Genomic DNA, 12,626 nt, shown 5'->3' on the forward strand with positions numbered 1-12,626 from the left:
AGACAGGCCGGCGGTCGCAAGGCAACGCGCTATCTAATTGTTTTGTATCAATTAATTGCCATCCCCGCGCAGGCGGGGACCTCAGGCAGATAGAGGCGCAACGTCGATATCACACTCCCCCTATCCCCCCACCACCAAACTCCCCGCGATCGCCCACATGATCGCGGCTATCGCCCCCTCCAGCAGCCTCCACGCCGTCGGCTGGGCGAAGATCGGGCGGAGCTTCGCCGCCCCATAGCCGAGCGAGAAGAAGAAGCCGAAGGAGGAGGTCATGGCGCCCAGCGCGAAGGCCGCCTCCTCACCCGGATATTGCGTGGAGATGGTGCCGAGCAGCACCACCGTGTCGAGATAGACGTGCGGGTTGAGCCAGGTGATGGCGAGGCAGGCGACAAGCGTCGGCCAGAGCGGCGTCGGTCCGTTGCCGCCGCTGACATCCAGCGCGCCATGCGACCTCACGGCCGACATGAGGTTCCTGAAGCCATAGACGGCGAGGAAGGCGGCTCCGCCGAAGCGCATCACCGGGTCGAGCCAAGGCAGCACGGCGGCGATGCGGCCGAAACTGGTGACGCCCAGGACGATCAGCGCCACGTCCGACAGCGCGCAGGTCAGGCAGACGGCGAAGACGTGCCCACCCTTCAGCCCCTGCCGCAGCACGAAGGCATTCTGCGCGCCGATGGCGACGATCAGGCTGAGGCCCATGCCCAGCCCGGAAAGATAAGCCGAAAGATCCACTGGAGCCCCCTGTTCGCCCAGATGGACTAGACGGCCCCAGAGGATTAGACAAATTAAACCTGCTTATCTTGGATTAGCCCCGCTAATGATCGACTATTCCGCCGCCCTCGCCGTCGCCGCCATCGTCCGCACCGGCAGTTTCGAGAAGGCCGCCAAGGCGCTCTCCGTCACGCCCTCGGCCATCTCGCAACGGGTGCGGCTTCTGGAGGAGCGGCTCGGCGCCGTGCTGATCGAGCGCGGCACGCCCTGCACCGCCACGGAAAAGGGCGCCTGGCTCTGCCGGCATGTCGAGCTGGTGGGCATGCTGGAAAGCGACCTTCTGGAGCGGCTGCCTGGCCTCGGCGACCCCCTGTCCGGCCCGGTCACCCTCGATATCGCCGTCAATGCCGACAGCCTCGGCACCTGGTTCATGCCGGCCGCCGCCGCCTTCGCCGAACGCACCAAGGCCATGCTCAGGATCGCCGTCGATGACCAGGACCACACGGCCGACTGGCTGAGGCGCGGCCATGTGGTGGCCGCCGTCACCTCGCTGTCAAAGCCGGTGGCCGGTTGCAAGGTCAGCCCGCTCGGCCGCCTCCGCTACCACGCCACCGCCAGCCCCGCCTTCATGGCGCGCTACTTTCCGGACGGCGTCACCGCCGAGGCGCTCGCCCGCGCCCCCGCGCTCACCTTCAACCAGAAGGACGGCTTGCAGCAGGATTGGGCGCGGCGGACGCTCGGCGCCACGGACCCCGGCCCCACCCACTGGCTGCCCTCGACGCACGGCTTCGTCGACGCCGCCCTCCTCGGCATGGGCTGGGGCCTCAACCCCACGCAGCTTGTTGCGGGCCACCTCGCCGAAGGCCGCCTCGTGGAGCTGGTGCCAGGCGCCACGCTCGACGTGACGCTTCACTGGCAAGTGAGCCGCCTCGTATCGGGTCAGTTTCCGGCGTTGACGCGCGCCGTATTGGAAGCGGCAAAGGATGCGCTGGTGTGAGGGAGCCCTATATCGGCCGCTGAGATTTCTCGTCCTGAGGTCCACCTTGAATTCGCGCGCGAATTCAAGAGGCCTGCGCGGGGATGACAACTTGATAGAAATGGGCGCCAAGCTATCCAACTGTTTCATTTATATAATTTTGTCATCCTTGCGAAAGCGAGGACCTCAGGACGAGATATCTCAGGTGCGGGTATAGGTCTCCCCTCTCAGGTCTCCCCCACCCCACCTTGACTCATTCATAACCCATCAGCTATGAATAACCCATCACCAGCGAGTTATGAATCCCATGCCCCTTGCCGCCGACCAGCTCTTTGCCACCCTTTCCGATCCCACCCGGCGCGGCCTCTTCGAGCGGCTCTGCCTCGAGGGCGAGCAGACGGTGCATGCGCTGACGGCGGAGGCGGGCGTCTCGCAGCCCGCCGTGTCCAAGCATCTCGGCATCCTGAAGGAAGCAGGGCTGGTGATCGACCGCCGCGAGGGCCGGCAGACGCATTACAGCGCCCGCCCCGACGCCCTCTCACCCCTCATCGACTGGACGGGTCGCATGACGGGCTTCTGGCAGGGCCGTCTCGACAAGCTCGAAGATCTCCTGAGGAGGATGGATCAATGACCGACATTGCAGCCGACAGCCGCTCCGTGACGCTGGAGCGTGAGCTTCCCCACCCGCCGGAGAAGGTATGGCGGGCGCTGACCGAACAGCCGCTGATCGACGACTGGCTGATGAAGAGCGACTTCCGGCCGGAGGTCGGCCACAAGTTCCAGCTCAAGGCCGAGTGGGGCACTGTCGATTGCGAGGTTCTCGAAGTCGAGCCCAGGCGCGCGCTCGCCTACCGCTGGGACGCCTATGGCCTCCGAAGCATCGTCCGCTGGACGCTCGCCGCCGCGGCGGGCGGCACACGTCTCACCATGCAGCAGACCGGCTTCCAGCCGGGACAGGACCAGTTCTACGAGGGCGCCCGCGCCGGCTGGCCCGCCTTCCTCAATGGCCTGGAGGACGTGCTCGCGCGCATCGCCTGACGCATCGTCCCCACAAACCCGATGCGACGAGAAAAAGGATCGCCGGCAAGCACGGCGATCCTCGGACTTTCCGTGAACGGCGGCCTCAGGCGGCGCGCACCGAACTCAGGAACTTGTCCACCTCGAGCTGCAGCGTCTCCGCCTGCCGGCTGAGTTCGGAGGCCGACGACAGCACCTGCACCGAGGCGGAGCTGGATTCGCTGGCCGCCACCGTGACGCTGGTGATGCTCTCGGAAACGCTGGACGTTCCGATCGACGCCTGCTGCACGTTGCGGGCGATTTCCGATGTCGCCGCGCCCTGCCCGTCGACGGCGTCGGCGATCGAGGCGGCGATGGAACTCATGGTCTCGATGGTGCCGCCGATGCCCTGGATGGCCGTCGCCGCTTCCGAGGTGGCCGCCTGGATCGCGGCGATCTGGGCGCCGATCTCGGCCGTGGCCTTGGCGGTCTGGTCGGCGAGCTGCTTCACCTCCGCCGCGACGACGGCAAAACCCTTGCCCGCCTCGCCGGCCCGGGCCGCCTCGATGGTGGCGTTGAGCGCCAGGAGGTTGGTCTGCGCGGCGATGGTGTTGATGAGGTCGACGACGTTGCCGATCCTCTCGGCCGCCGCCGCCAGTCCCTTCACCTGCTCGTTGGTGTGCTCGGCCTCGGAGACGGCGCGCCGGGCGATCTCCGACGAGGTGCTGACCTGACGGGAGATCTCCACCACCGACGACGACAGTTCCTCTGTCGCCGAGGCGACCGATGCCACGTTGGCCGACGCCTCTTCCGAGGCCGCCGCCACGGTGGCCGACTGGCTCTGCGTGGCCTCGGCCGCCGCGGTCAGCGATTTCGCCGAGGCTTGAAGCTCGGTGGCCGCCGAGGCGACCATTTCGACGACGCCGCCCACCGCCTGGTCGAACCGGTCGGCCAGCGCGTGCATGTCGGCCCGCCGCTGCTCGGCGGCGAGGCGCTCCTGGTCGGCCCGCTCGGCGCGCAGCCGCTCGGTCTCCAGCATGTTGTCGCGGAACACCGCCATGGTCTTGCCAAGGGCGCCGATCTCGTCGTGACGGTCGGTATAGGGCGCCTCGATCTCGAAGCGGCCGTTGGCGAGCGCCATCATCCGGTCGCGGATCACGCCGAGCGGCCGGACGACGCGGCCCTGCACCAGCAGGACGACGGCGGTGGCGAAGGCCAGCGCGCCGACGAGGAGCGCCAGTTGCACCCAGAAGGCGGTGAGGGCCGCCGCCCGTTCATCGGCCGCGTTGGCCTTGGCCGCGTCAAGCGCCGCCGTGGCGACGCCGAGCAGCGCGTCGAGGCGCGACTGGTTGCCCTTGCTCCAGTCGATCGACTGCATGTCCACCTTGGTGCCGGCCATCACCTTGGTCAGGATGTCGGCCTGCCGGTCGATGACGCCCGACTTGAAATACTCGCTGTCGGCCTTGGCCAGCGCGTCGGCGAGGCCGCGCGGCAGGCTGAGCCCGCCCACCTGATCCTGGATGGTCGCCCAGGCGGCGTTCACGCCGGCCATGGCGGTGAGATACTTCTCCAGCGTTCCCGGAGGCGCGCCCTTGGGGCCGAGCACGTCGGCGGTAGTCGAGGAGGCGTCACCCGCATTGTTGCGCAGCACCCAGCCCTGGGTCTTGATATCCAGGAGGCGGTCGGTCCAGCCGTTGAGGAAGCGCACGTCCTGCGAGGCCAGCGCCGATACGTCGGTCAGCGTGGCGATCATCGCGGTGGCGGCCTCGGCGAGGGCCGGGCCGGCATCGGCGGGGCGGCTGTCCTTGGGCAGGCGGAAGGCCTCGGCCGTCTTGGCCTGCGCCGCCTTCAGCGCGGCATAGCCGCCGTCCAGCCTGGCGACCAGCTTGTCGGCGTCGGTGATGGTGGAGCCCTTCAGGATGGCCATGGCCTCCTCGATGGCCGCCGCCTCCACCTTGCGCGCCTCCTCGGCCCGCTGGACGTAGACGCCGGCGTCGGCCTCCGCCACCGTCAGGGCGCGCTGGGTGTTGCTGCGATCGACCCGAAGGTTGGGCAGAGCATCGAACATCGCCGCCGTGGCTCGGGCCACCGATTCGATGCGCTCGCTGTCAGCCACATGCTTCCACGACGTCCACGCCCCCAGCGACAGCTGGAGCAGGATGACGCCGAGAAGAAGCCCGACCACCGATTTCAGGATCAGATTGACCGACAGGCGCCCCATGGCAACCTCCACCAGAGCTTTTTGCTGTGACGCAGTTCCGGACGCAAAACCGGTTCCCGCTTTTGCTGGAACTGTACTAGTGGTTCGACCGAGACATTTGCATCCGCCTGATACAAGCCTCGGAGCAAATGTCTCGGTCATAAGAGCCACTAGCAAGTTATTGGTTCTAGTGGAGCTTTTGAATTTGACATTTGAGCTGGCGCTCTATGTCAGGCGGGACTCGAATGTCAAATTCGCTCCACTAGTCTTCGATGGCCGGCATGATCGCGCTTTTTCCCTAACTCCTGATGAATGCTGGCCGCCTCCGAGAAAAAGCGCCCCATCGCTGCGCGCTCGGCGGCAGTACCGGAGACATATGCATAAATTTCTAGATGATCGCGACTGATCGCCTGACCGAAGACTTGACCGAAACCACATCGTCCCCAGGGAACATGGTCGTTCTGGCCCCGGCAGATATGACAGGGCTCATATCGACTTTCGATTGTCATGGGCTGCGAGCTTGCATCCCCTGGGCATCCGCCGATCCGGGCGTCTCCACCGATCGGCCGCAGGTCGCCCTTGCCAACGTCCGCGTTTCGCCGGGCGTTAACAATCGCCGAGGTTGCGGTCTCGGCATAACAAAAGGTTTTAGTTATGCAAATTGTTTAGCCGCCTTTACTGTCCGCTACGCTCCGTTAACCCTTGGCCCGCACGATCTCCGCGAATCTCAGGAGATCTTCATGGCCCCGTCCCCGGCGAACGCCGCCCCGTCCCGCCCCTCCGACCGACCTTCGGCACCGCCCGCGCCCGATCTTGCCGCCGATGTCGCCAGCCTGTTCGAGGCGAAGGAGACGGACCGACGCGTCGCCGATCTCCTCGCCGCAGGCGCCGACCCCGCCGCCCTCGCCGGCGCGGTGGAGGCCCACATGGCGGCCGCCCTGCCCGCCCTGATGCGCCGCTCCGCCCTCTCCTTCGGCCGCTCGTCCGCCGCCTCCGAGCTCTGCCTCGCCTATGCGAGGGTGGTGACCGCGCTGGAGCGGGCCGAGGCCGAACGCCGCCGCCGCGCCGAGGCCGAGACCCAGGAAAGCTGCCACACGCGCAGCACCATCGGCCGCCTCGCCGCCACCATGTCCGACGTCAACGCCATCGCGGTGGAGCTGTCGGGCCTCGCCTTCAACATGGACGACCTCGTCGCGAGTTCGGAGACCATGGCGAGTTCCACCGCCGAGATGGTCGCCTCCATCGGCGAGATCTCCCGGGCGAGCCACGAGGCGCTGGGTGAATCGCGTAGCGCCGCCGATGCCGCTGCCCAGTCGACCGGCGCGGTGGATCGGCTGCGCGCCGCCATGGGCCATATCGGCGCCACCACGGACGAGACCAAGGCCAAGGTGACCGAGCTGGAAGCCGCCTTCGACCAGATCGCCCAGATCCTCGGCGTCATCGACACCATCGCCAGCCAGACCAACCTGCTCGCCCTCAACGCCACCATCGAGGCCGCCCGCGCCGGCGAGGCCGGCAAGGGCTTCGCCGTCGTCGCCTCCGAGGTGAAGGTGCTGGCCAACCAGACGGCCAGCGCCACCGAGAACATCGGCGCCCGCGTCGAGGGCATGCGGCAGGTGATCGAGGGCATGACCGCCGCCATGGCCAACACCAACGCCGCCGTCGATACCGGCGACAAGGTGATCGACGAGGCATCCGCCGCCATGGGCGCCATCGGCGAACGCGTCGGCGCCGTGCTGACGCGCATCGACTCCATCGCCGCCGTGCTGGAGGAGCAGCAGGCGGCCAGCGCCGAGATCGCCTCCTCGGTCGACGCCGCCGCCAATCTCGCCAAGCGCAATCAGGCGCTCCTGCGCCAGATGGCCGACAAGATGGAGGCCAGCAACCAGCGCAACGCCGAGGAGTCCAAGACGCTCTACCGCGACTCCACCAACCCGGCCATGCTCCTGGAGATCGCCAAGATCGACCACGTGCTGTTCAAGAAGAAGGTCACCGACACCCTCCTCGGCTACGCCGCGCTTGAGAGCGGCAAGGTGCTCGACCACCACTGCTGCCGCCTCGGCCTCTGGTACGACAAGGTGAGCGACCCCAAGATCAAGGGCACGCCGGAGTTCCGCGCCATCGAGGCGCCGCACGCCCGCGTCCACCAGGAGGCGGTGGAGACGCTGAAACTCTTCGAGGCCGGCCGCGCCAAGGACGCGCTGACCCATCTCGTGACGCTGAACGAAGCCGGCGACGAGGTGTTCAGGCGCCTGGGGGATCTCGGCAAGACGGCAGTGTTTGCCTGCGAGTGAGGGAGGACAGCGGCTTCTTCGGGACGACATACTGTATTGACGCCGTATATACGCCGCCACATAGTGTCCCCATGTCCAAACTGCGCTCCACCTCACATGAAAGCCCCAAGCGGTCGGCTGCGAAAAGCACCGGCCGGTCGCCGCCGCCTGCCGCAAAGGGCAGCATCAACCTCAGAATGGATGGCGTCACCCGCCAGTTGATCGACGACGCAGCGGCCGTGCAGGGCAAGACGCGCACCGAGTTCATGGTGGAAAGTGCTCGCCAGCAGGCGATCGACGTGCTGCTCGACCAACGCCTGTTCGCTCTCGAACCCGAGCGCTATGACGCCTTCATAGGCGCCCTCGACAATCCGCCGGCGCCGGGGCCGAAACTGAAGGCGCTGCTCCGCCGGGTGCCAGCGTGGCAGAAGTAACCGGCCTCACGGCGCCCGCTCCGCTGTCGGCCGACCACGACACCACGGCCTTCGACTGCGGCTCGCCTGCGTTGAACGACTGGCTGCGCCATCGCGCCCTCAAGAACGAAAGCCGCTTCTCGCGCACCTATGTTGTCTGCGACGGCCGCCGGGTGGTCGCCTACTACTGCGTTTCCGCCGGTTCGGTGGAGCGCATGGAGGCGCCCGGCAAGCTCAGGCGCAATGCCCCCGACGCCATCCCCGTCTCGGTCATCGGCCGCCTCGCCGTCGACCGCGCCTATGCCGGCAAGGGCCTCGGCACGGACCTTCTCGCCGACGCCCTCTGTCGCATCGCCATGGCATCCCAAACCATCGGCATCGCCGCCGTCCTCGTCCACGCCAAGGACGAAGCCGCCAAACGCTTCTACCTCCACGCCGCCGAGTTCATCGAATACCCGGATGGAAGCCGCACGTTGTTCCTACCGATGGAGACGGTGGTTGAGGGGATGGGTTGACGCGCCCTACTCTGCCGGACCGCCGAACCTCGCCACGCAATGCCAGACGCGCTTCAGCGACTGCCAGTCGGCGCGGCCGTCCCGGCGGGCGAGGCCGATGTCGCGCGGCGTGAGGAAGCCGTCCGTCACCAGCGACGCCGCGAGATCGGCGATCTCCTGACCGCGATAGGCGACGCAATCGGCGACCCGGCTCGCCGGCATACGAAAGCCGGGGTGCCACTCCACCGGACAGTCGAGCATACCGGTGATCGCCTCGATCTCCGTGCCGCGATGGCTCGGATCGAGGACCACGGCCTCCACATCCTCGCCCAGCACAAGCAGCCCGTGGACATGCGCCTCGACATAATCGTCGAGCATATCCTTTGAGGTCCTCTCCTGCTCGGCCAGCGCGACGAGGCCCATGCGGTCGGCCACGCCGAAGTGGGCGGGGCTGTAGCAGCTGTCGGGATAGCAGAAGGTGGTTCTGTCAAGCACATGCGGCCGCAGGCGAAGATGTGCCGAGCCGAAGCGCGGCGATCCGCCCGTCACCCGCCGAAGGTAGTTGAGCGCCCCATACTTCGGCCGCATCGCCGGATCGACCTCGTCATAGGCGCCTCCGAAGATGCCATTCTCCCAAAGCCAGCGGTCACCACCGGGATAGGCCGTCAAACCGCCATTGCTGACACCCGTCTCGAACTGCGAGCGATAGACGCCCTCCCGAGCCAGCGCCTCGATCACCCACCGACCCTCGTGGAGCGCATCGGGGTGGAAGTTGATGGTGATGGGCACTTCGCGAGGCAGCGATCCGCCTTGAGACTTTTCACGAACGTGGGCGAGCGCAAGGACAATGGAGGAACGAGACATATCTCACCAGCCCTCGGCACCGGTTGTCGAGTCAGCGGCCCTCCTCCCCACAAACACGCTCGTCGTCATGTTCCGCTCCACCCGTCCCCCGAACTCCTCCCTTGCAATCCGCCCCACCTCCTCAAGCACCGCCTCCATGTCCTCCCGTGCGGTGATGTCGGAATAGGTGGCGTAGAGGCCCATGGTCTCCTCAGTGGTGAGCACCAGTTGCCAGGGGACGATCTTGTGCTCCACGACGTCGAAGGCGCCGGTGCGTTTCAGCGCCTCGGTGCGCGCCTCGGCGTCGAGGCCGAAGGGGATGCCGCGATGACCGGCCGAGGGGCTGGTGGAGGCGGTGAGCACGCTCTGCGTCGCATCGTGGAACGGGTCGGGGCGGCTGTCGTCGCCGAAGACGTGCCAGATGGCCGCCCACCAGCCGCCGGGCCGGAGCAGCCGCGCCACCTTGTCCAGCGCCTCTTCCTCGTCGAGCCAGTGGAAGGCGGTGGCGGAGATGCCGAGGTCGAAAGTGCCCTCATCGAGCGCCGCCTCCTCGAACGAGGTGCGCAGCACCTGAAGCGCCGGGGTGGCATTGCTCGCCTCCAGGAAATCGGCCAGCCGCCCGTCCGGTTCGATGGCGACGAGCGGATCGGCGCCGAATGCCAGGAGCCGCCGCGTCGCCGTGCCGGTGCCGGGACCGATCTCGAACACGCTGGCGCCGGGCCTGAGGCCGCAGCGGCCGACCAGCATGTCAAAGACCCAATCGGGATACTCCGGCCGTGCCGAATGATAGGCGGCCGGGTTCAGCCCGAAGGCCTGCCGGCCGAAGCTCTTTTCGATGTCGACCATGATCTCCCCTCGGCTCGCCCGTAGCTTAACCCGGAACGCGCCGCATCACGAGAAATAGCGCCGGATGACCGGCACCTGCCTGAGGCCGTGGCTGACGAGAAAGGCGAGCGGCACCAGGAGGACCGCCATCACATACATCTTCAACAGCGCCGGCGCCTCGACGCCCCGCACCAGGATGGCGCCGACCACGATGATCGGCGGATGGATGACGTAGACGCCGAAGTAGTTCTGGCTCAGGAAACGCGCCAGCCTGCCCTCAGCATTGAACTTTTCGCGAAACAGCACGATCAACCCCAGCGATATGCCGACGCAGAAGAACGCCTCCCATGTCGCATAGAAGGCCGACTGCCAGCGGAAACCGCCGAAGAAGGCGCCGATGTCGGGCACGCCGCCCCGGGCCTCCGCGGCGATGGCGCTCGCCGGAATGCCGAGGAACCAGATGGGTATGCCGAGGATCAGCGTCCACCAGAACCAGCGCATGCCGAACCGGTAGCCGATGCCGTCGAGAAGGTCGTGCGTGCGGCACAGGATGCCGACCACGAACAGCACGACGTAGGAGGCGAAGAAGCCCACCTGCATGAAGTTGCCGGGCAACGGCTTGATGAACTGCGCGCCCGCCGGCTCCACCACGCGCAGCAGGAAGGCGGCAATGGCGATGACCATGGCCAGACCCGCCAACCAGAGGTGACGCACCTTGACGGGCGTCTGCGCCCGTGGCGCCGGCTGGCCGAAGAAGGCCCACCATAGGGCATAGGCCACCGACAGGATCAGCAGCACCATCAGGAACCACAGCGGGCCGAGGCTGGAAAGGAAGTCGAGCGAGACGACGTAATGGCCATACCATGCGGCCATGTCCGGCTCGCCGCCCGCGGCGAAGCCGGCGATCCAGATGGTCAGCGGATGAATGACCGCCACATAGGCCAGCATGGGAATGCCGAGGCGAACGAGCCGCCCCCGGATGAACGGCTGCACGCCCTTCCGTTCGAGGGAGTCGGGCACGAGATAGCCCGAGATGAAGAACAGGAGGCCCATGAACCAGGCCTGGGTGAGCGACCCATAGAGGCCGAACAACAGGCCGGAGAGCGGCCCGTAGCCGGCCTCTTCCTTGTAGTACCAGAGGCCGTTGCCGCCATAGGTGACGTTGAGGTGCATCAGCACCACGAGGATGATGATGAACCATCTGAGATTGTCGAGATAGGCAAGACGGCCTGGCCTTGTCTTCTCCATGACCGCTCCCTGCGCATCCATGTCGCTCCCCCGATCGCGATGCCGCATGCCGACTTGGCCAGGAGCGGGGCCGCCGCTCGGCGCCCGTCCCAACGAGTTCTTCGCGTGAATGAATGAGATCGCCGACCCGGCCCTCTTGCGCGCGCAGGCCGTGCGCTCCGTAATCATGGTTGCCGGCGGACGCTATGACTGGCTACGGGATCAGTCAATCAGATGTTTTCGTTATGATTTTCTGGAGTCGGACGCGCATCAATAGAGGCATGACCCATGGAATACTCATAGGTGAACCGCATGTATTGGTATCAGCGCATGCAGGTTCGGTGCAGACGGACGCCGCGCCGGGACTTCCGACGCCCCAATGCCCGACACCCGCCTGAGCGTCGTGCCGGGCACGACGGTGAGCTCCACGGTGGCCGCCGCCGACCATCGACATCAAGGCCAACTTCCTGCGCGCCCGGATCGAGTGAAGCCTGAGGCGTTTATTGATCGGCAGCAACGTTGATCGGAGCCCGATAGCAGCCTGTCGCCCCATCCTGCCTGATGGTCCCCGCCTGCGCGGGGATGACAGACCTATACTCATGTTCTTATTATATAATTCTGTCATCCCCGCGCAGGCGGGGACCTCAGGCAGGAAGGGGCGTGCCGCTCATATAGGGCGCCTGGGCGGAGCAATTGAAGGGCGCCTAGGCCTGGGCGGGAATTCGCTGGGGTGCGGCAGAGAGCGACGGCTTCGAGAACCGGAGCGGAGCGGACTTCCTGAGCACCGGAAGCGCAGAAGACTAGGCCCAAGCATCCGCCCGAAAAGTTGCAGACTTTTCGGATAAAGCGGATGCCAGAGTTGCCCCGCCCCAGTAGAATTTCCGCCCGGGCCTTTAAATCACCTGCCCGCCCGACACTTCGATGCGCTGCGCCGTCACCCAGCGATTGTCCTCGCCAAGCAGGCTGGCGATCATCGGGCCGATGTCGTCGGGGAGGCCGACGCGGCCGAGCGCGATCATGTTGGCGAAGGCCTCGTTATATTCCGGCGTGTCGCGCACCGCGCCGCCCAGGAAGTCGGTGGCGATGGCGCCGGGCGCCACGCAGTTGGCGGTGATGCCGCGTGCGCCGAGTTCCTTCGCGAGATAGACCGTCAGCACCTCGATCGCCCCCTTGGCCGCCGAATAGGCCGAGAAGCCGGGATAGGAGACGCGGGTCAGGCCGGAGGAATAGGTGACGATGCGGCCGCCGTCGGCGATCAGCGGCAGCAGCGCCTGCGTCAGGAAGAACACCCCCTTCACATGCACGGTGAAGAGGCCGTCGAACTGCGCTTCGGTGGTATCCGCGAAGGCCGCCATCTCGCCATGGCCGGCGTTGTGGATGAGGTGGTCGAAGCTGTCACGGCCCCACATCTCCTTCAGCGTCGTCCGGAGCGTGTCGGCGAAGCCCTGAAAACTCTGGATGTCGCTGACGTCGAGCTTCAGCGCCACCGCCTTGCGGCCGAGCGCGGTGATTTCGAACACCACGGCGTCGGCCTCGGCCTTGTTGGCGCGATAGGTGACGATCACGTCACCGCCGCGGCGGGCGATGCTGGTGGCGACGTTGCGGCCGAGGCCGCGGTTGGCGCCGGTGATGAGAGCGATGGTCATGGTCCGTCTCCTTCGGGGTTGA

General features: G+C 66.6%; 12 protein-coding genes. 6 read left to right on the top strand and 6 right to left on the bottom strand.

All coding sequences use genetic code 11. From position 1 onward, the window contains the following. Positions 1-120: 120 nt before the first annotated feature. Positions 121-732 (bottom strand): LysE/ArgO family amino acid transporter, encoded by a 612-nt coding sequence (locus tag CXZ10_RS15185; RefSeq protein ID WP_101290200.1) that lies wholly within the window; start codon positions 730-732, stop codon positions 121-123. 85 nt (positions 733-817) lie between these two features. Between CXZ10_RS15185 and CXZ10_RS15190 the strand changes: the two genes are divergently transcribed. The 3 genes from CXZ10_RS15190 (at position 818) to CXZ10_RS15200 (ending at position 2,725) form a co-directional block, all read left to right on the top strand. Next, positions 818-1,708, top strand: coding sequence for a LysR family transcriptional regulator ArgP (locus CXZ10_RS15190; protein ID WP_101290201.1), 891 nt, complete (start codon positions 818-820; stop codon positions 1,706-1,708). A gap of 286 nt (positions 1,709-1,994) precedes the next feature. Beyond that, positions 1,995-2,318, top strand: coding sequence for an ArsR/SmtB family transcription factor (locus CXZ10_RS15195; RefSeq protein ID WP_101290254.1), 324 nt, complete (start codon positions 1,995-1,997; stop codon positions 2,316-2,318). Then, on the top strand, positions 2,315-2,725 hold the full coding sequence (locus tag CXZ10_RS15200) for an SRPBCC family protein (protein ID WP_101290202.1): 411 nt from the start codon (positions 2,315-2,317) through the stop codon (positions 2,723-2,725). Before CXZ10_RS15195 ends, CXZ10_RS15200 begins: the two co-directional genes overlap by 4 nt. A gap of 85 nt (positions 2,726-2,810) precedes the next feature. On the opposite strand, the gene CXZ10_RS15205 is transcribed toward CXZ10_RS15200, so the two are convergent. After that, entirely contained in the window at positions 2,811-4,904 is a 2,094-nt protein-coding gene (locus tag CXZ10_RS15205) for a methyl-accepting chemotaxis protein (protein ID WP_101290203.1), read from the bottom strand. A gap of 719 nt (positions 4,905-5,623) precedes the next feature. On the opposite strand from CXZ10_RS15205, the gene CXZ10_RS15210 reads away from it, so the two are divergent. From CXZ10_RS15210 to CXZ10_RS15220, 3 genes are all read left to right on the top strand, one after another. Beyond that, complete coding sequence (locus CXZ10_RS15210; RefSeq protein ID WP_180336015.1) at positions 5,624-7,177, top strand: methyl-accepting chemotaxis protein; 1,554 nt, start codon at positions 5,624-5,626, stop codon at positions 7,175-7,177. 71 nt (positions 7,178-7,248) lie between these two features. Then, complete coding sequence (locus CXZ10_RS15215) at positions 7,249-7,590, top strand: type II toxin-antitoxin system TacA family antitoxin (RefSeq protein WP_101290205.1); 342 nt, start codon at positions 7,249-7,251, stop codon at positions 7,588-7,590. Further along, positions 7,578-8,084 (top strand): GNAT family N-acetyltransferase, encoded by a 507-nt coding sequence (locus tag CXZ10_RS15220; protein WP_101290206.1) that lies wholly within the window; start codon positions 7,578-7,580, stop codon positions 8,082-8,084. The genes CXZ10_RS15215 and CXZ10_RS15220 overlap by 13 nt, the downstream gene beginning before the upstream one ends. 6 nt (positions 8,085-8,090) lie before the next feature. Here CXZ10_RS15220 and CXZ10_RS15225 read toward each other — a convergent pair whose 3' ends face one another. The 4 genes from CXZ10_RS15225 to CXZ10_RS15240 form a co-directional block, all read right to left on the bottom strand. After that, complete coding sequence (locus CXZ10_RS15225; protein WP_101290207.1) at positions 8,091-8,927, bottom strand: DUF3626 domain-containing protein; 837 nt, start codon at positions 8,925-8,927, stop codon at positions 8,091-8,093. A gap of 3 nt (positions 8,928-8,930) precedes the next feature. After that, positions 8,931-9,752, bottom strand: a complete 822-nt coding sequence (locus CXZ10_RS15230; RefSeq protein ID WP_101290208.1) for a class I SAM-dependent methyltransferase — start codon at positions 9,750-9,752, stop codon at positions 8,931-8,933. A gap of 45 nt (positions 9,753-9,797) precedes the next feature. Beyond that, entirely contained in the window at positions 9,798-11,000 is a 1,203-nt protein-coding gene (locus CXZ10_RS15235; protein WP_180336016.1) for an acyltransferase family protein, read from the bottom strand. Between the two features lie 851 nt (positions 11,001-11,851). After that, on the bottom strand, positions 11,852-12,604 hold the full coding sequence (locus CXZ10_RS15240; RefSeq protein ID WP_101290210.1) for an SDR family oxidoreductase: 753 nt from the start codon (positions 12,602-12,604) through the stop codon (positions 11,852-11,854). Positions 12,605-12,626: the final 22 nt, after the last annotated feature.

This window comes from Pleomorphomonas diazotrophica (assembly GCF_002844595.1).
Lineage (GTDB): Bacteria > Pseudomonadota > Alphaproteobacteria > Rhizobiales > Pleomorphomonadaceae > Pleomorphomonas > Pleomorphomonas diazotrophica.